15 protein-coding genes, 1 other RNA gene and 1 pseudogene are annotated in these 18,838 nt (G+C 69.8%); 5 read left to right on the top strand and 12 right to left on the bottom strand.

Annotated features, from left to right (window positions below; genetic code table 11):
- Positions 1-80: 80 nt before the first annotated feature.
- Complete coding sequence (gene panB, locus WH85_RS20345; protein ID WP_045743505.1) at positions 81-911, top strand: 3-methyl-2-oxobutanoate hydroxymethyltransferase; 831 nt, start codon at positions 81-83, stop codon at positions 909-911.
- 228 nt (positions 912-1,139) lie between these two features.
- Here panB and WH85_RS48885 read toward each other — a convergent pair whose 3' ends face one another.
- The 4 genes from WH85_RS48885 to WH85_RS20320 form a co-directional block, all read right to left on the bottom strand.
- The gene (locus WH85_RS48885; RefSeq protein ID WP_211275403.1) at positions 1,140-2,882 is read right to left on the bottom strand and encodes an RNB domain-containing ribonuclease; all 1,743 of its coding nucleotides are present in this window, start codon (positions 2,880-2,882) and stop codon (positions 1,140-1,142) included.
- Between the two features lie 517 nt (positions 2,883-3,399).
- Complete coding sequence (locus tag WH85_RS50570) at positions 3,400-6,774, bottom strand: hypothetical protein (RefSeq protein ID WP_052720564.1); 3,375 nt, start codon at positions 6,772-6,774, stop codon at positions 3,400-3,402.
- Positions 6,775-6,862: 88 nt separating this feature from the next.
- Complete coding sequence (locus WH85_RS20325; RefSeq protein WP_045743504.1) at positions 6,863-7,069, bottom strand: hypothetical protein; 207 nt, start codon at positions 7,067-7,069, stop codon at positions 6,863-6,865.
- Positions 7,070-7,367: 298 nt separating this feature from the next.
- A complete protein-coding gene (locus tag WH85_RS20320) occupies positions 7,368-8,393 on the bottom strand; it encodes an aspartate-semialdehyde dehydrogenase (protein WP_045743503.1) in 1,026 nt (341 codons plus the stop codon).
- 102 nt (positions 8,394-8,495) lie between these two features.
- Between WH85_RS20320 and WH85_RS20315 the strand changes: the two genes are divergently transcribed.
- Complete coding sequence (locus WH85_RS20315) at positions 8,496-9,287, top strand: methyltransferase domain-containing protein (protein WP_045743502.1); 792 nt, start codon at positions 8,496-8,498, stop codon at positions 9,285-9,287.
- On the opposite strand, the gene WH85_RS20310 is transcribed toward WH85_RS20315, so the two are convergent.
- The 5 genes from WH85_RS20310 to WH85_RS20290 all read right to left on the bottom strand — a co-directional run bounded on the left by WH85_RS20310 (position 9,284) and on the right by WH85_RS20290 (position 13,703).
- Complete coding sequence (locus WH85_RS20310) at positions 9,284-9,838, bottom strand: M15 family metallopeptidase (RefSeq protein ID WP_245674017.1); 555 nt, start codon at positions 9,836-9,838, stop codon at positions 9,284-9,286. The two genes, WH85_RS20315 and WH85_RS20310, sit on opposite strands and share 4 nt — an antisense overlap.
- Positions 9,839-9,908: 70 nt before the next feature.
- The gene (locus tag WH85_RS20305; protein ID WP_045743500.1) at positions 9,909-10,511 is read right to left on the bottom strand and encodes a GTP cyclohydrolase II; all 603 of its coding nucleotides are present in this window, start codon (positions 10,509-10,511) and stop codon (positions 9,909-9,911) included.
- A gap of 57 nt (positions 10,512-10,568) precedes the next feature.
- Complete coding sequence (locus tag WH85_RS20300; RefSeq protein WP_045743499.1) at positions 10,569-11,666, bottom strand: ABC transporter permease; 1,098 nt, start codon at positions 11,664-11,666, stop codon at positions 10,569-10,571.
- A 40-nt stretch (positions 11,667-11,706) separates the two neighbouring features.
- A complete protein-coding gene (locus WH85_RS20295) occupies positions 11,707-12,627 on the bottom strand; it encodes a threonine/serine dehydratase (protein ID WP_045743498.1) in 921 nt (306 codons plus the stop codon).
- Positions 12,624-13,703 (bottom strand): type I glyceraldehyde-3-phosphate dehydrogenase, encoded by a 1,080-nt coding sequence (locus WH85_RS20290; protein WP_045743497.1) that lies wholly within the window; start codon positions 13,701-13,703, stop codon positions 12,624-12,626. Before WH85_RS20290 ends, WH85_RS20295 begins: the two co-directional genes overlap by 4 nt.
- Positions 13,704-13,723: 20 nt before the next feature.
- On the opposite strand from WH85_RS20290, the pseudogene WH85_RS54150 reads away from it, so the two are divergent.
- Both WH85_RS54150 and rnpB read left to right on the top strand, forming a co-directional pair.
- A pseudogene (locus tag WH85_RS54150) lies at positions 13,724-14,215 on the top strand (toll/interleukin-1 receptor domain-containing protein); the annotation flags it as partial.
- An 83-nt stretch (positions 14,216-14,298) separates the two neighbouring features.
- Positions 14,299-14,707, top strand: an RNA gene (gene rnpB / locus WH85_RS47135) — RNase P RNA component class A.
- 569 nt (positions 14,708-15,276) lie between these two features.
- Here the strand turns inward: rnpB and WH85_RS20280 are convergent.
- The gene (locus tag WH85_RS20280) at positions 15,277-15,999 is read right to left on the bottom strand and encodes a hypothetical protein (protein WP_045743495.1); all 723 of its coding nucleotides are present in this window, start codon (positions 15,997-15,999) and stop codon (positions 15,277-15,279) included.
- A gap of 156 nt (positions 16,000-16,155) precedes the next feature.
- On the opposite strand from WH85_RS20280, the gene WH85_RS20275 reads away from it, so the two are divergent.
- Complete coding sequence (locus WH85_RS20275) at positions 16,156-16,896, top strand: DUF6301 family protein (RefSeq protein WP_157411105.1); 741 nt, start codon at positions 16,156-16,158, stop codon at positions 16,894-16,896.
- On the opposite strand, the gene mctP is transcribed toward WH85_RS20275, so the two are convergent.
- Positions 16,865-18,508 (bottom strand): monocarboxylate uptake permease MctP, encoded by a 1,644-nt coding sequence (mctP, locus tag WH85_RS20270; protein ID WP_045743493.1) that lies wholly within the window; start codon positions 18,506-18,508, stop codon positions 16,865-16,867. The genes WH85_RS20275 and mctP overlap by 32 nt on opposite strands.
- Positions 18,501-18,719, bottom strand: coding sequence for a DUF3311 domain-containing protein (locus tag WH85_RS20265; RefSeq protein WP_045743492.1), 219 nt, complete (start codon positions 18,717-18,719; stop codon positions 18,501-18,503). Before WH85_RS20265 ends, mctP begins: the two co-directional genes overlap by 8 nt.
- Between the last annotated feature and the right edge of the window lie 119 nt (positions 18,720-18,838).

Raw genomic sequence — 18,838 nt, 5'->3', positions numbered from 1 at the left:
TCAGGGGGTCCCCGGTGTCACGATGTGCGGACACCCGGGGACCGCACCTCAGCGGCCTCGAGGGAAGGGAGAAGTGCGTCATGTCGGAGATTCCCACCTTGTACGGTGGCCCAGCAACCCGCCGCGTCCGCACCCGTGACCTGCTCAACGCCAAGATTCGCGGCGACCGCTGGCCGATGCTGACCGCCTACGACATGTACACGGCGCAGATCTTCGACCAGAACGGGATCCCGGTCCTGCTGGTCGGCGACTCGGCCGCCAACAACGTCTACGGCTACGAAACCACCGTGCAGATCACCGTCGACGAGCTGCTACCGCTGGTCAAGGCGGTGGTCCGGTCCACGAGCACCGCGCTGATCGTCGGTGACCTGCCGTTCGGCAGCTACGAGGAGGGCCCCACCCAGGCCCTGCGCACCGCGGTCCGGTTCATGAAGGAGAGCGGCTGCCACGCCGTGAAACTCGAAGGCGGCCGCAGCGTAGCCCCGCAGATCGCCGCGATCACCGGCGCCGGCATTCCCGTCATGGCCCACATCGGCTTCACCCCGCAGCGCGAACACACCATCGGCGGCTACCGCGTGCAGGGCCGCGACGAGGACGCCGCCGAGGTCATCGCGGACGCCCGGGCCGTCGCCGAGGCGGGCGCCTTCGCCGTGGTCCTCGAAATGGTCCCCGGCGAAGTCTCCAAGCAGATCACCAAGGAACTCACCATCCCCACCGTCGGCATCGGCGCGGGCCCCGACACCGACGCACAGGTGCTGGTCTGGCAGGACATGGCCGGCCTGCGCACCGGCCGGATGCCCCGCTTCGTCAAGCAGTACGCCGACTTGAACAGCGCCCTCGCCGAGGCCACCCGCCAGTTCGCCGCCGAAGTCCGAGGCGGCGAATTCCCGGCAGCCGAACACACCTTCTAAACCCTCCCTCGGTGTACGGGGTGGGCCGCCCAGCCACAGCCCGCCCCGTCCCACCAGCGCCAGCGTCTGGATGGCCGCTCGGAGCCGCTCGGAGCCGCTCGGAGCCGCTCGGAGCCGCTCGGAGCCGCTCGAAGGCCGCTCGAAGGCCGCTCGAAGGCCGCTCGAAGGCCGCTCGAAGGCCGCTCGAAGGCCGCTCGGAGCGGTCGATTCAGGACGGACGGCCGGAGATCAGAGCCGCTCGAAGCGGACGGTTCGGGTTGACGGGTCGGCGGCGGTGAGGCGTGCCGGGATCCGGCGGCCCAGTGGCAGGTCGCCGGCGCACTTGGCGCGGACCGCGGGATCGTCCAGGGCCACCGTCCCACCGGGTGGGCGCTTGCTGTTGCCCTCGTCGCGGTCCAATACGGCCACCTCGAAGGTCTCCCCCACCCGGTGTTCCAGCACCACCGCCTCGGCCAGATCGATCGCACCGCGGTCGGCCGCTCCCGCCACCCGGTCGGTGGTCGCCATCGTCTTCGGCAACCGTCCCAGCGCCTCCCGCACGTCGTCCGGAACCGGGCGTCCCTCGAACAGAGCCAGACAGGCCTCGGTCGCATACCGGTCCGCGAGGCGCCGCAACGGAGCCGTCACATGCGCGTAGGGCGCCCCCACCCCACCATGGCCCACCTCAGCGGGCAACCCGCCGCCACTCCCCGGCCCAGCGCCTTCAAAAGGCGAGCGCCCAGGCCCGGTGTCCCCGGGACGAGCACTTTCAGGACGAGCGCTTTCAGGACGAGCGCTTTCAGGACGAGCGCTTTCAGGACCAGCGTTCCCAGGAGCAGCATTTCCGGCATCTGCGTTCGTCGAGACTGGGCTTTCCGGAGCGATGCTCACCGCGTTCGGGGCTGCTGATGCCGATATCTCTGGCGCGGCTGAAGCCGGAGCGGCTGAAGCCGGAGCAGCTGAAGCCGGAGCAGCTGAAGCCGGCGTTGCCGACTTTGGCGGGACTGCCGGGGACGATGGTTCGGAGGTGGTGCCGAAGGCTGTGTAGGCGGCGCCCCTCAACAGGTCGGCTGCCTGGTCCAGGAACGCGGCGCCGCGAGGACTGGCCGGGTCGACCGAGGATACGACTGCGCCGACTAAGGCTCCCGGGGGCCACGGGACGTCCAGGGACTCGGCGGCGGCACGCAAGGTGGCGACGGCCTCCGGTTTGGGGGCGGGCATGGTGCGGAGCAGGCCTATGCCGCCGGCGAGCATGATCTGGGCGGCGGCCATGCCGGTCAGCAGGGAGATCTGGGCGTTGTGCTCCTCGATCGGCAGGGACGCGCGCAACACCAGGCGCCAGCCGTCACCGTCGCGTTCGACATCCTGCTCGGGCAGAGGCAGATTGACCGCGCCACGGTCGGCGGCTCGCTCGGCCAGGATCGTGCCGATCTCGGGCAGCAGGAGCAGCTCGTCGGGGGCTGTGCCGGCGTCGATCTGCTGCTGCACGCCTGCGTAGTCGAGTTTGGCCCGGCTCCGGATCCGGGCCCGGCCCAGTGCGACACCCACCGTCTCGCCGACGGCGTCCAGGTCGATCGTCCAGACGACAGCGGCCCGGACCACGTCCGGAAGCAGGCTCACCGCGCCCTCGCTGAGCACCGGTGGGTGCAGCGGGACCCGGCCGTCCGGCAGATAGATCGTCTGGCCGCGCACCCAGCTCTCCGCCTCGACCAGGCTGCCCGGGCGGACGTAGGCGAACACGTCAGCGATCGCATAACGAATCCGGTAACCGCCGCCGTCCCGCCGGCTCAGATGCATCGCCTGGTCGAGGTCCTGGGACCCGGCCGGATCGACCGTCAGGAACGGCACCTCCGTCAGATCCGCCTCGGGCAGCGGCGTGTCCCGCGCGGACTCCCCCGCCTCAGCGAGCACCGCCGCCGGGAACTCGTCCGGCAGCCGTAGTTCTCTCCGCAGCACCGAGAAGTCGATCTGCGGCGCCACCACCCTTTTCATCGGCACGGCCCATTCCTACCAGGCCCCACCGACACTTCCCGCCGTCCCGCACCCCGTAGGAGGGTGAACGCACCCGAAATCCCGAGCTCTGCGGTGTCAGGCTGTGCGGCAGCACTGGACAGCAGAGCCGTGGAACAAGCGTTGGGCATCAACCGAGTGGATCCGGCTGAGGCCCAACGCTGTATCGAATACTCGCGAGCAACCGAGAACACCGGTCAAGCCGCTCGCAGGATCGGATAGTACGGGTGGAGCCGGTCGGCTAGACACGTTTCGTGGTCAGGGTGCGAAGCCCATCCGTGTGGTGATTTCGGGCGCGCTCGACGCCCCAATTCACCACACCCCTGGTGGTGTGGTGAATTGGGGCGCGCTGGACGCCCGAAATCACCACGCTGTTGTGGCTGTGGTGAATACGGGCGCGCTGGACGCCCGAAATCACCACGCTGTTGTGGCTGTGGTGAATACGGGCGCGCTGAGCGCCCGAAATCACCACAGAGGCAGACCCTGACTGCGAAGGTGTCTAGCGGGAACGGGCTGCGGTACGGGTCGCCTTGGTCGGAGCGGCCTTGGCGGTGTTTCGGGTACTCCGCGTTGCGGTCTGCGCCCGGCCTGAGGCCGAACTGTTGGCGGCCGAGGTACGGGTCACGCGGCTCGGCTTGGCGGTGTTACCAGTCGACCGGGTCGAAGTGGTGGACGACGCCTTGTTGGCCGCCTTGCCGGTGGCGCCTCGGGTGGTGCTTCCCTTGGCGTTCGCGGCCTTCCCCACAGCGGCCTTCGTAGCGGTCGCCTTCGTAGCGGTCGATTTAGCGGCTGCAGCCTTAGCCCCCGTCGACTTGGCAGCAGTCGACTTGGCAGCAGTCGACTTGGCAGCAGTCGACTTGGCAGCAGTCGACTTGGCCGCCGTCGACTTGGTGGCGGCCGACTTCGCTGCCGTCGACTTGGTGGAGGTCGACTTCGCGGCGGGACGGGACTTTGCCTGGGCCTTGGTGGCTTGGGAACCGACAGTCTTGGCCCCGGTCGACTTCGCCACCGTGGCCTTGGTTTCGGGCCTCTTGGCGGCTGTGGCCTTGGTTCCGGTTGCCTTGGTTCCGGTCGACTTGGCCGCCGTCGCTTTGACTCCGGCCGCCTTGGTCGCCGTCGCTTTGCTCGCCGTCGTCTTGGCCGCCGTGGATTTGGCCGCCGTTGCCTTGGTGGTCTTCGCCGCCGTTGCCTTGCCCGCAGTTGCCTTGCCCGCAGTGCCCCTTGCCGGTGTGGCTTTGGAGGCAGCAGCCTTGGAAACCGCGGTCTTGGCTGCGGTGGCCTTGGTCGCGGCCTTCTTGGGCGTGACGGACTTGGCAGCGGTCTTCTTCGCCGTGGTGACCTTCGCGGTGGCCTTCGTGGCGTTCTTGGCCGGTGTCGCCTTGGCGACGGCCTTCTTCGCGGTGGTCGTCTTGGCCGGGGTCGTCTTGGCCGGGGTCGTCTTGGCCGGGGTCGCCTTGGGCGCGGCCTTCTTCGACGTAGCCTTGGACGCTGCGATCTTGGTGGCTGTGGACTTGGCCGCGGTCGCCTTGGTCGCTGCCGCCTTACCGGCGGCGGCCTTCGTGACTGTCGCCTTCGCTGCCGCTGCCTTCGTCCCGGTGGCCTTGGACGCGGTGGCCTTGGACGCAGGAGCCGCCTTCGAGGCGGTGACCTTTGCGGCTGTCTTCTTGGCTGCCGTCGCCTTCGTGGCCGTGACCTTGGTCGCGGCCTTCTTCGCGGCGGTCGCCTTCGACCCAGCGACCTTCGACCCAGCGACCTTCGACGCGGTGGCCTTCGACCCGGTGGACTTCGACGCTGCCGACTTCGAGGCTGCGGGCTTCGACGCCACGGACTTCGCGCCTGTGGACCTGGTCGCCGCGGGCTTGGTGATGCTCTTCGTCGCGGCGGTGCCGGTGGTCCGGGCCGTCGAACCGGTGGTCTTCTTCGGAGACGCCGTACGGGACGGCTTCGCAACCGCGCCGGACGCGCGGGGACGACGGCGGCCGGCCGGACGCGCGGGTTCGGCGTCGACGTCGTCGTCGTCGAACTCGTCGTCGGACGACGGGGCGGTGGACGCCCCGCCGATGGTCGTGCCGGTGCCGAACATGCGGGTGCCGCCGGTGCCCTCGCCGCGGGCTGCGGCACGACGGGCGGCCGTGGTCCGGGCCGCGGGGTGGGTCTCGTCGTCCTCGAAACCGTGACCGCCCACGACGTCGATCTCCAGGACCTCGGCGACGCCGGGGGCGAACTCGACGTCCTCGTCGATCACCGGGGCCACCTTGGCGACGCCGATCGCGCGAACCGGTTCGTCCTCGTCGTACTCGGGCGCCAGGTCGCCGTCGATCGTCTCGGAACTCTCGCGGGGTTCCACGCCGAACCGGCGCACGATCGGGGCGCCCGCCGCGTAGGAGGCCAGCGCCGCGGCACCGGCTCGGCTCACCTCGTCGGGGGTGGCGATGGTTCCGGGCGGCAGACGGCGCGAACCCTCCTGGTCGACGGCCTGCGTGGGGTCGTCCGGCCGCGGCTGGGCCAGGATCGGCCCGGGAACCGTGGTGCCGTCGGTGTCCTCGTCGTCGCCGAGGACTTCCAGGTCGGGACGGTTCGCACCCCACTGGTCGGAGTCCTGGTCCTGGTCGGAGGCGTTGGCCGGGTCGTCGCCGGGGTGCCGGTCCGCGTTGCGCAGGTCACCGTTCGGGTCTGAGCCGGTCGGGTCCACGTCGTACTGGTCCGCGTCGTTCTCGTCGGCACCGTCCGGGTCGGCACCGGTGCCGTCCGAACCGTTCGCATCCGGGTCGTACGGGTCGGAGCGGTACGGTTCCGAGCCGGTCGTGTCCGGGCCGGACGGGTCCGACCGCGGGGGCATCCAGGCGACCTCGAACGGGCGGTCCAGTGAGCTGCCGGGCCCGGTGGTGTTCTCGTGGACGGGGCCGCTCGGCAGAGCGATCGGCTCCTGCGGGTTCTGCCCGTCGCCGGTCGACGCGGTGATCTGTGCCTGGGCGAGGGCGGCGGCTGCTGAGCGGCGGCCCGGGGCGCGGCGGGGAGCGGCGACGGCCGGCTTCGGCGTCGCGGACCGGGAACGGCCGCCGACGAGGGCGAGGATGCCGTCACCGTTGCCGGTGCGGCGGGTCGAGGTGCCACCGCTCTGGGAACGGGCCGCCGGGATCGCCGTGGCCGACCGGGAACCACGGGCGGTTCCGGGCTGGGCGGCTTTCGGGGACGTGCGGGTGGGTTGCTTCGGGGTGACGTTCTTGGCGACCGGAGTGGATTTCCCGGCGGCCTTCGCGACGGTGGCCTTCTTCGCGATAGCGGGCTTCTTCGCGACAGCGGGCTTCGCCGTCACCGTCGGCTTCTTGGTGACCGTGGCCTTCGCTGCTGACTTCTTGGTGACCGCGGTCTTCGACGGAGTGGCGGTCTTGGAAGCCGCCTTCTTCGGTGCCGTGACCTTGGTGGCCGTCGTCTTCGACTGCTGCGCGGGCACGAGTCGGCCCGTTCTGGCGGCCTTCGCGGGAGAGCCGGCCGGAGTCCGGGGCTTCACGATGGCGGCCTTGGAGGAAGCCGACTTGGCGGCGGGCTTGGCGGCGGGCTTGGCGACAGGCTTGGCCGCGGGCTTGGCAGCGGCCTTCACCGGCCGTTTGACAACCGGAGCCTTCACCGGAGCCTTCGCCGCCGACTTGGCCGCCACGGGCTTGGCGGCAGCTGCCTTCTTGGTGACCGCAGCCCTGGTGGCTGCCGGCTTCGGCGCGGTGGTTCGGGACGCGGCCGGCTTCGCAGCGGCGGCGGCCCTGGTGGTGGGCTTGGGTGCGACCGTACGGGCCGGCGACGCTGCCGCCGTGCGGCGGGGTGCGGCCGCGCCGGAGACGGCGGGCCTGGTCGCGGCCTTCTTGGTGGCAGCGGGCATCGAGGTGTTCCTCCTTGCGAATGACTGCGGGCACGTCTGCGCCTGGAGTTGCCCGGTTCCGGCTTGGACGCGTGGCCGGAACCGGGCGTCAGCCGGCTTCCCCTGTCCAGCGGGCGTCCTCGGCATCCCATTCGGCATTGCGCTTCTCGACGGTCTCGAGTGCCCGCGTCGCGTCTTCAGCCGTGGTGTAGGGACCGAGCCGGAATTGGGCGGGACACACGTCGTCCCCGCTCTCCACCCGACGATCGCGGAGGCACCAGAAATAGAGTGCCTCGCCGAGCCCACTGTCGTTCATTCCATCACTGTGCCGCTAAAACCGGCCAAGCGCTACCGATTCGGGCAAAAAGTCCACAATTTTCCACTGTGGAACCGGATGAGACAGTCACCCGGCGTGAGACTGCGCGGTAGTGGACGGCTTGGCGGGTGACCATGCAGCGCAGCCCGGCGCGGGCCCTACGGCCTTGCCCACCGCACGTGGTGGCGGCCGGTCCGGGCGGTGTGGTTGCGGTGGGGGACCATCAGGTCGTACAAGAAAGACAAGCGCAAGAGAAACGCCCCGGCCTGGAATCGGCCGGGGCGTGACGCAGGTGTGGTCAGCGGAGTTCGGCGGCGACCAACTCGGCGACCTGGACCGCGTTGAGGGCGGCACCCTTGCGGAGGTTGTCGTTGGAGATGAAGAAGGCCAGGCCGTTCTCCGCGGTGGGGTCGACGCGGAACCTGCCCACGTAGGACGGGTCCCGGCCGGCGGCCTGCAGCGGGGTGGGCACATCGGAGAGCTCGACGCCGGGGGCGTTCGCCAGCAGCTCCTGCGCGCGCGCCGGGCTGAGCGCACGGGTGAAGCGGGCGTTGACCTGGATCGAGTGGCCGGTGAAGACCGGGACGCGGACGCAGGTGCCGGAGACCAGCAGGCCGGGCAGATCGAGGATCTTGCGGCTTTCGTTGCGGAGCTTCTGCTCCTCGTCGGTCTCGAAGCTGCCGTCGTCGACGAAGGAGCCCGCCTGCGGGACCACGTTGAAGGCGATCGGCCGGGGGAAGACCTTGGATTCGGGGAACTCGACCGCGGAACCGTCGTGGGTCAGCTCGGTGGCCCGGTCGGCGACCTTCTTGATCTGCTCGTCGAGCTCGGCGACGCCGGCCAGGCCGGCACCACCGACGGCCTGGTAGGTGGTGGCGACGAAGGAGACCAGGCCGGCCTCGTCGTGCAGCGGGCGCAGCACCGGCATGGCGGCCATGGTGGTGCAGTTCGGGTTGGCGATGATGCCCTTCGGACGGTTCCGCGCGGCGTCCGGGTTGACCTCGGCGACGACGAGCGGGACGTCCGGGTCCATCCGGTAGGCGGACGAGTTGTCCACCACGACGGCACCGGCCTCGGCGACGCGCGGGGCATACTCCTTGGAGCTGCCCTTGCCCGCGGAGAACAGGACGATGTCCAGACCGCGGTAGTCGGCCGTGGCCGCGTCCTCGACGGTCACCTCGCCGTCGCCCCAGCCGATGGTGCGGCCCGCGCTGCGCGCGGAGGCGAAGAGCCGGAGCTCACTGACGGGAAACTGGCGTTCGGCCAGGATGCGGCGCATGACGCCACCGACCTGTCCCGTGGCGCCCACGATACCGATCCTCATGGACACCAAACTACGGCCTGAACTGCGCGGGGAGAAATCTCATTGCCCACGATGCGGGAAAGGTGTCTCACATTGGGGGACAATGGGGCTAGCTTCGAGGGCATGGCGACCTACACCCATGGACACCACGAGTCGGTCTTGCGCTCACACCGCTGGCGCACCGCAGAGAATTCGGCGGCATACCTGCTGCCGCATCTTTCCTCCGGAAATTCCCTCCTGGACGTCGGATGCGGTCCCGGGACCATCACCGCGGACCTGGCGACGCGTCTCACACCGGGTCGCGTCACCGCCCTGGAACACCACGAGGCCGCGCTCGGCCTGGCCCGCGAGGAGATCGGCCGGCAGGGCCTGACGAACGTGGACTTCCTGGTCGGCGACGTGCACGCGCTCGACCTGCCGGACGACTCCTTCGACGTGGTGCACGCCCATCAGGTGCTGCAGCACGTGACCGACCCGGTCACGGCGCTGCGCGAGATGCGGCGGGTCACCAAACCGGGCGGGGTGGTGGCGGCGCGCGACAGCGACTACGCCACGTTCACCTGGTTCCCGGTGGTGCCGGAGCTCGACGAGTGGCTGGCGCTCTACCAGAGGGTGGCGCGGGCCAACGGCGGCGAGCCGGACGCGGGACGGCGGCTCTACGCGTGGGCGCGGGCAGCCGGGTTCACCGACGTGACCGCGACGGCGAGCGTGTGGTGCTTCACCGGCGAGGAACGCCGGTGGTGGGGCGGCATGTGGGCGGACCGGATCCTGCAGTCGGAGATGGCCGGCGGCGCACGGAGGGCCGGAGCCACCGACGCCGACCTGCAGCGGATCTCGGACGGGTGGCGGCGCTGGTCCTCCGACGAGGACGGCTGGCTCGCCCTGACCCACGGCGAGATCATCTGCCGGGCCTAGAGAGAGGGCTTGTAGGCCCAGTGCCAGGATTCGCGGGGGACGTTCTCCACGAAGCCGTACGCCCCGGCGTTCTGCCGCATCCAGGACAACGCCTGCCGGTTCAGGTGCAGGTCGGCGGCCATCCCCCAGCCGTGCTCGCTGGTGCCCGGGCGGGCCGCCAGCCCACCCCGGGAGTAGAGACCCTTGGTGCGGACCAGATGAGCCTGTTCGTCGTACGAGCGATAGCCGCTGTTGACCCCGATCGTGACCCCGTCCGCGCGGGCCGCCTCGATCAGCGCCGTCAACGACCGGGCGGCCGGGTCCCAGAGCAGGTGGCGGGTGTCACCGACCCGGCTCAGGGCGTCCGCCGGGATCCGGCCGTTGCCGAACCCGGCCAGATCCACCGGGATGCCACGGCCGTCGAGGCGGGCGGTGGTCCTGGGTTGCTCCACCGCTTTCCGCAACTGCTCGGCGAAGGCCGTGACCGGTTGCGGCTCCTTCGCCGGAACAGGAGGAGCCGCAACCGGTGGCGGCTGCTGCAACGACAGGATCCGGGTCTGGATCTCCGCCATGCGTGACGTCACTGCCTCGATGCCCACGTCCTCCCGTTCGGCAACCGGCCGACCGGGCTGAGGGCGGATCTCAGGAGGCCGCGGGCAGGTCGATCGTGTGCTGCGTGTGCGCGACCTTGGCCTGCAGGTAGCGGACGTTCGCCGGGGACGCGTGCACCCCGGTGGCCCGCACCGACCGGACGCCGACGCCCAGGTCGCGCAGTTGACGGGACTTGTCCGGGTTGTTGGTCAGCAGGTCCACCTCGGTGACACCGAGCGCCTCCAGCATCTGCCCGGCCGCGGTGTAGTCCCGCTCGTCGTCGGCGTGACCGAGTGCCCGGTTCGCCTCGTAGGTGTCCATCCCCAGGTCCTGCAGCGCGTACGCGTCCAACTTGGCGTACAGGCCGATCCCCCGGCCCTCCTGCCGCAGGTAGAGGAGGTACCCACCGGCGGTGGCGATCTCCTCGACGGCCTCGCGCAGCTGCGGGCCGCAGTCGCAGCGCTGTGAACCGAAGACGTCCCCGGTCATGCACTCGGAGTGCATCCGGACCAGCGGCACCCCGGTGACGTTCCCGAGAGCGAGCGCCAGGTGCTCCTTGCCGTCCGCCAGGCCGGTGAACGTGATGACCTCCGCGGTGGTTCCCCAACCGTCGGCGAACTCGAGCGGAACGGTGACGCGAGTACGAACCGGCATGCCCTCTCCCTGCACTTGATATTTCAAGTCAAGTACGGACCGAGAGTGCTTCCCGGTTCACTTGCCGGTGATCTTGAGATCAACCTCCGATGTGGCGTCGCTCCGGTTGGGCAGGAAATTGGTGATCAGGATGAGGAGCGAGCCGATGACCGCGTACAGCGAGAGGATCAGCAGATGCCCGCCGATCGCGGCATCCGGGAAGTACAGGTCGTCGCGGACGGCCTGCACCCCGGCGCCGGTCGGCAGGTTCTCGCCGAGACGCCGGCCGAAGTCGGGCAGGAACTCCGGCAGGATGCTGGCCCCGGAGATGACCGTGCCGACGGTGAAGTAGAACGCGCCGACCAGCGCGCCGGCCGGGCCGATCAGGGCGACCGCGCCGGCCGTCGACCCGGTCACCGCCAGCGAGATCAGCGAGAAGATGCCGAGCATCTCCCACCGGTTCGCGTCGGCTCCGACACCGAACCAGCTCATCGACCACAGCACCACCGCCGCGGAACCGATCGCATAGAGGATCAGCGTGGTGAGATGTGCGACGCCACGCTTCCAGCTTCTGCGGGTACGCGGAATGAGCCGGCCCAGTCCCATCGAGGCGATCGTGCCGCCCAGTGACAGCGCCTGGGTGAGGAAACCCAGCGACGCCCCGTTGACGTCGTCCGCGGGCAGCGGCACCACGTCGGTCATCGCATCGGCCGCCACCAGCGCCTGGGCCTCGGTCACCGGCACCGTGGCCGTCGTCAGCGCGGCCAGTTGCGCGGTCTTCTGCTGCCGCATGACCGTCGCGTAGGTGCTCTTCAGCAGGGTCGCCGCCGCGGTGCCGGCAGCACTGGCCACGTACAGCATCGGCGCGTCCCCGGTCAGGTCCACGCCGCCGTAGACGTCCCGTTCCCGGATCGCCGTGGTCAGGGCGGCCGCATCGCCGTACCCGGACACCTTGAAGGAACCGCCGTCCTCCAGCATCGCGGTGACCCTGGCCTTCTGCTCGCCGGAGGCGGAGACCAGCCCGACCGGCAGATGATGCGGCGCCGCCTTGTGCCCCATGCCCAGGTAATAGGTGGTCAGCAGAAGCTGGACCAGCACACCGATGGCGCACACCACCGTGGCGAAGCGCCGGAACTGGCGTACCGAGCTGATCTGCCCGTCGTTGTCGTCGGCCATTTCCTGAGACTGGCCGACCGGACGGTCCCACGAGGGCGGTTCAGGCCAGATCGGCCGGGTCGGAGTTGGCGCCGCAGAGCAGGACGACGACCCGCTCCCCCGGTTCCGGACGGTAGACGCCGGAGATCAGGGCCGCCTGCGCGGCCGCGGTGCCGTGCTCGACCACGATCCGGTGCTCGTCCCACAGGCGCCGGCGGGCCTCGACGATCGCGGTGTCCTCGACCAGCACCGAGGTGATTCCGGCGTCGGCTGCCATCTCGTACGCGATCCGCCCGGACCGACGGGCCCCCAGCGAGTCGGCCGCCACCCCGGAGACCGGCACGTCCACCGGTCCGCCCGCCGCCAGCGCCGCCCCCAGAGCCCGCGAGGTCGCCGGTTCCACGGCGACGATCCGCGCCCGGTCCCGCAGCGCCGCGATCACCCCGGCGATCAGCCCGCCGCCACCGACCGCGACGAGCACGGTGTCGAAGCCGTCCGGCAGTTGCTCGGCCAGTTCCAGCCCGATGGTCCCGTTGCCCGCGACCATGGCCGGGTCGTCGTACGCGTGACAGAACAGCGCACCGGTCTGCTCGGCGCGGACGGTCGCGGCGGCGTACGCCTCGGCGTACTCGCCACCGGCCTGCACCACCCGGGCGCCCAGCTTGCCGAGTTTGGCCACCTTCACGGCGGGTGCGGTGACCGGCACGTACACCTCGGCGGTGATCCCCAGCTCGCGGGCGGTGTACGCGGCGGCCAGCCCGGCGTTGCCCCCGGAGGCGGCCACGATGCCCGCGGCCGGGACGGCGCCCCGCTCGACGCCGGCGAGCACCTGGTTGAACATGCCGCGGGTCTTGAACGACCCGGCGTGCTGGAGATATTCGAGCTTGAACCACCGGTCCGGCGCGGTGGCGAACACGGGGGTACGCCGGAGCCGCCCCTCGAGGCGCCGGGCGGCATCCCGTACGTCAGAAGTGTTGATCATTGGTTCGAGACTAGGTCCTCGACGACGCTCCAGTTCATCCGGCTGGACGGCACCGGCAGTCGCTCGCCGACCAGTCGTGCCAGGTCGAGCAGCCGGTTGGAGAAGCCCCACTCGTTGTCGAACCAGCCGCGCACCTTCACCCCGCCGGACGCGGTGGTCTGCGTGCCGGACGGGTCGAACAGGCAGGACGCCGAGTTGTTCTTGACGTCGATGGAGACCGTGGGGTCCGGGTCGTACGCCAGCACCCCGCGCAGCGGGCCCGCCGCGGCCTCGGCCATCGCCCGGTTGACCTCCTCGATGGTGACCGGCCGGCGGGTCTGCCCGGACAGCTCGGCGAGCGAACCGACCGGCGTGGGCACGCAGTAGTAGCTGTAGCGCATCTCGCCGATCTCCGGCAGCGCCACCCGGACCAGGTCACCGACCACGTAGTTGTGCGGGACGATGCTCTCCCCGACGGCCCGGCCCAGCCGCGGGTCCTCCCGGGAATTGCCGACCAGCGAGTCCTGCACCCGCTGCCAACCTTGGGCGGCGAGCATCACCGAGGTGTTGACCGAGCTGAGGCCGAACCGGTCGAGCAGCACCTTCGCCATCACGGTGAGCGCGTTGACGCCGCAGGAGGCGGGCGAGACCACGTCGTGCAGGTCCGGGTCGTAGCTGAGGTGGTTGGCGCCGTAGACCAGGAACGCGTCCGGGTCGTCGGCGGAGGCGCTGATCACCACCTTGCGGGCGCCGCCGTGGGTGATGTGGCTGCGTGCCGCGGTGCCGGCCCGGAAACGCCCGGTGGCCTCGATGACGACGTCGACGCCCTCCTCGGCCCACGGGATCCGCTCGGGACGCTCGTGGTGGAACGCCCGAATGGTGCGATCGTTCACCACCAGTTGGTCGCCGCGGGAGGAGACCGTCCCGGGGAAGGCGCCGCGGATGCTGTCGCGGCGCAGGCCGTACGCCAGTTTCTCGGTGGAGGCGAGGTCGTTGACCGCGACGATCTCGACACCCGGGTTGGGCGCGGCCGCCACGATCCGAGTCAAGCTTCGGCCGATCCGCCCGAGTCCGTTGATCCCGATCGTGACAGTCATCGAGCGCTCCTCGGATTCGGATGCTTTGTCAGCATATGACTCGTGACCAGGTCGCCCCGTTTTCACTAGAGTCCACCCGTAGTCACTGGGTCGACACTATGAGTTGTGCAAGTTGCACGTCAACGGACGACATTGTCACAGGAATTCAGCGACACCCGTCGACGGATGGGCGAGCACTGTGGAGAGTCGTCCGGCATGCTGGGGACGTGCCCATCCTCGTGTCCTACGCACCCCCCGATCACCCCTGGGCACAGTGGATCGCCGTCGAGCTGCGGGCCGCCGGCCACGACGTCCGGCTCCACCCCGCCGACGCCGGATTCGCGGATCGGCTGGTCCACGCGCGATCCGGCCCGGAACCGGTGCTGCTCCTGCTCTCCGCCGAACACCACGGCGCCGGACCCGACTGGAAAGCCCTCGCCACCCTCACCGACCAGGTGATCATTCTAGGACTCGACGACACCGGACCGCCGCCCGAACTGCGCCGGATGTCCTGCCGCAGCCTCCACGGCCTCGGCGACGAAGACGCCCACGACCTGCTGATGACGCTGGTCGGCGGGCCGCGCCGAGGCTCGGCTACGATGGCGGACGCGATGGACGAGCCGGTTGGGCGGCCGCGTCGGTGCCCTCAAAGCATCGCCGAGGAACGTCCGGACTCCGCAGAGCAGGGTGGTTGTTAACGGCAACCCGGGGCGACCCGCGGGACAGTGCCACAGAGAACAGACCGCCGGCACGCGCCACGGCGCGGCGCCGGTAAGGGTGAAACGGTGAGGTAAGAGCTCACCAGCACCCCGGGCGACCGGGGTGGCTCGGTAAACCCCACCCGGAGCAAGGCCAAGCAAGGCCACAGCCGCGAGGCGGTGGCCGGCGCAGGCGTTCGAGGGCTGCTCGCCCGAGCCTGCGGGTAGGCTGCATGAGCCTGTCGGCAACGGCAGGCCGAGATGGATGGCCGCCCATGGAGGCTTCGGCCTCCGGGACAGAATCCGGCGTACAGGCCGACTCGTCCATCGCCCCCCAGGCCAGAGGCGCCGAAACGGTGCTGACCTCATCTTGCGCACAGGCATTGATGGTCGGCCGCGGGCAACATCAGGCGTCATTTGATGACCCCAGGAGGCCCGGTTCACCCCTGGAAAAGGATCCGCAGGGGGTAATCCAGCCGAATGGTCCACAGCTGCGGTGCATGCGTACTTTCACGTACGCGAGATCACCACATCCAAATACACACTCCCTCCAGCGGAAACCCGCACCTGACCAACAGGCCGGGCCGCGGTCGATCTGGCGGTGATGAGATGCTGCGCTCAGCCCGCCTCTGCTGCTGCAAAGTTCACCAGGACAGCGGCACTGACATTCAGCACGACGCTCACACTTGCCTTGGGTCCCCTCATGCGCGCCTCCCTCCCGGCGTTGGACACACTCACGTGGCCCACCTGGGCGTAGTAGGTCAAGCAGTACGCACCGATCATGCAGAGCAAGAACCAGGCCGACCCGAGGGGCCGGCTCAGCGCAGCATCTCGCCGGCAATCATATCGACTGATCGCCACCGAAAGTCGGCCGCGAAAGCCAGATGCTTGCCTACTCAGTCGGCCCGGTGCTGGCCGGCCAGCACCGGATGCGGCTGAACCCCGTCCAACATCTGCTCGAGTTCGGCCTGTTCGCGGGCGTCCTTCTCGGTGCGCACCCTCGCTCTTTCCGCGGCCCTGGCCGCTCGGGCCTGGGCGGCCTCGGCTCGAGCCCGGGCCTCGTCCTCGGCGAGCTTCGCGGCCTCGTTGGCCTTGCGGGTGGCGGCTGCCTTGGCGGCTCGTTCGCGGGCCACCTCCGGGTCGAGTTTGCGGATCGGGGCGCTCACCTCGGCGATCACCTCGACCTCGCGGGCCTCGATCGCGGCGAAGTCCGGGCGGATCTTCGCGGCCACCCATTCGACGCCGGCCACCAGGCCGACCACCAGGGCGAAGATGATCCGCAGGCCGAGGGGGCCGGGTGCGGCGAAGTTGACCGCAGCCGAGATGACCACGACGACGGCGAGGATCTTCATGGCGGCGCGTTTGGCGTCGGCGGCCATGCCCGCGGTGCCGGCGATGGTCAGCATGGAGAGCATGGCCAGGTCGAAGACGCCGGGCACGATCCAGGCGAACATGCCGGCGCCGAGACTGGCCAGGTAGTGGGCCTGGTGGAGGTAGCTGGCACCGAGCGCGCCGAGCAGGATCAGCTGGTTGGCGCGTTTGCTGGTGCGGATGGCCCGGAGCATGCCGGGCACCGCACCTTTGGCGTATTCGGTGGCGAACTGCTGCGTCAGGGTCATCAGGGTTTGACTCCAAAAGACCGAGGCGGGGAAGGCCGTGGTCGGCGCCGAAAAACGACGCTACCGGACCTGAAGGCCTTTATACGCATTTTTCGCGTTCTTGGGCTCTATGGCCCCTGGGGGATCGGATCTCACCGGTACGCGAGAATGACAACCGTGATCGAAGCGCTCGCGCACACCGTCCCGGCGCTCGCCGCGATGCGCTGGAACTGGTCGCTCCAGGATCTCGAGCGGCTGGTCGTCGCCGCCGGGCGAACCTACCGCGCCCCGTCCGAGGGGAACGTCAGTTGCGACTTCGGCGCGGGTGCCGGCGCGTTCCTGTTCGGCGACGAGGTCACCGCGGTCTGGCTGAGCCTGGTGGCCCGGCCCACCCCGGCGCCGGTGCTGGCCCGCCGGGACGCGTTCGCCGCCGCGGTCGACGTGGTGACCGGGCTGCTCGGACCGCCCGCGACGCCGCATCCCGGACCGGATCCGAGCGCCGGCTGGCCGGTGGCCTCCGGGGTGCTCGAGGTGGTCGACAAGCCGGGTGCCCTCGACCTCTGGTTGCGGCCGGGACCGCGACGCACGGCGTACCCGAGGAACGTCGTTGATCTGGAAAGCGCGCCCACCTGGGCGGATCTGGAGGCGGGGCTCGCTGACGCGGCCGCCTCGCTGCCCGCCGGGACCGTGGTGTGGCTGACCGACGACCTGGTACTCAGTCAGGCGGCCGACCGGCTGACCGTCACGATCGGCGGCACGACCCGGGTCCTGGCCTGGCCGGCCCGGGGCGCGGACTACGCGGAGCTGGCGACCGACCTCGTCATCTGGTTGCGGGACGAGGCCGGCCACCGATCGCCGGAAGAGCTGTCCTACCGGTCCGACCTGCCTATTTGGCACCTTCCGCTACGTCGAGCCTGAGGTCGCGGTCGATCCGCGGGTCGTCGGCGTCGGCGAAGTAGTCGTCCGGCTTCGTGCCGTCGGTCCCCTCCGGCGTGCCCGCCGCCCGCAGCGCCACCGAGACGATCACCGCCACGAGCAGGTTGACCAGGACCGCGACGAATCCGGCGTACACCGTCCGGGTGGTGTCGAAGCCGAATTCGGCGAGCGAGAAGGCCGACCCGCCGAAGTGTGCCCGGCCGGTCACCGCGTTCGGGATCTGCCAGAGCATCCAGAAACCGAGGCCCATCCCGGCCACCCAGCCGGCGATCAGCCCGCCCCGGTGCAGCCACCGGGTGAAGAGGCCGACCATCACCGACGGCGCGGTCTGCAGGATGATCACGCCGCCGATCAGCTGCAGGTCGATGGAGAACTGCGGATCGAGGAAGATGATGCAGGCCACCGCGCCCAGCTTGACCACCAGCGAGGTGACCTTCGCAACGGTCGCCTCCTGGGCCGGGGTGGCGTCGCGCCGCAGGTACTCCTTGTAGATGTTGCGGGTGAACAGGTTGGCCGCGGCGATCGACATGATCGCGGCCGGGACCAGGGCGCCGATGCCGATCGCGGCGAACGCCACTCCGGCGAACCAGGCCGGGAAGTGCATGTCGAACAGCAGCGGCACGACGGTGTTGCCGTCCACACTGCCGGGCTTCGCCCCGGGCAGGGGCTTCACCCCGGCCGCGATGGCCATGTAGCCGAGCAGGGCGATCAGGCCGAGCAGGAGACTGTACGCCGGAAGCGCCGACATGTTCCGTTTGATGACGTTACGGTTCTTGCTGGCCAGCACCCCGGTGATGCTGTGCGGGTAGAGGAACAGCGCCAGCGCCGACCCGAGTGCCAGCGTGAAGTACTGGATCTGATTGTTGGCGTTGAGGATGATCCCGTCCCCGGGTGCCGGTGACGCCTGGAACTTCGCGTCCGCGGCGTCGAAGATCGCACTCCAGCCGCCCAACTGGGAGGGCAACCACAGCACCGCCACGATGATCACCAGGTAGATCAGGGTGTCCTTGACGAACGCGATCAGCGCCGGCGCCCGCAGACCCGACTGGTAGGTGTACGCCGCCAGGATCGCGAACGCCACGATGATCGGCAGGTGCCGGGCGAACGCGCTCTCCCCGGTCATCCCCATCGTCTTGAGGACCGCCTCGATGCCGATCAGCTGCAGCGCGATGTAGGGCATCGTCGCGGTGATGCCGGTGATCGCGATCAGCAGCGCCAGCGTCGGCGAGTCGAACCGGGTGCGTACGAAGTCGGCCGGCGTGACGAACCCGTGCCGGTGCGACACCGACCAGAGCCGGATCAGGATCAGGAAGAAGATCGGGTAGATGACCACCGTGTAGGGCACCGCGAAGAACCCCGCGGCGCCGGCACCGAAGATCAGCGCGGGTACGGCGACGAAGGTGTACGCCGTGTACAGGTCGCCACCCACCAGGAACCAGGTGATCCAGCCGCCGAAGCTGCGGCCGCCCAGCCCCCACTCGTCCAGGTGTGCCATGTCCTGCGGGGCCCGCCACCGCGACGCGATGAAACCCATCACGCTGACCAGCAGGAACAGGAAGGCGAAGACCGAGATCTCGACGATGTGGTCACCCACGACGGCCTCGCTTGGTCATCTGGTAGACGACGGTCGTCGTCGTGACGCCGAGGAGGATGAACGCGAACTGCAGCCAGTAGAAGAGCGGAAACCCGCCCAGTCGCGGTTCGTCGAAGTTGTACAGCGGGGTCAGCAGCGGCACCACGATCGGCACCACGAGCAGCCAGTTCCAGGGACTTCTATCGGTTCGCGGATGCTCCGGCTCAGCCATGAGTCCTCCTCCGTCAGCAGAGCGTGTGTCCTACGTCACGCTAACGAGAGATGGGACGCCGGAGCGATCCTCACTGCGCCCAACGGACGAGACGGTGCGCCCAATGGGCACACCGTCTC

The sequence above is a fragment of the Actinoplanes rectilineatus genome, from assembly GCF_000962825.1.
GTDB classification, from domain to species: Bacteria; Actinomycetota; Actinomycetes; order Mycobacteriales; family Micromonosporaceae; genus Actinoplanes; species Actinoplanes rectilineatus.
The sequence above is the reverse complement of the archived record's forward strand: the minus strand, read 5'-3'. Positions and strand labels throughout refer to the sequence as shown.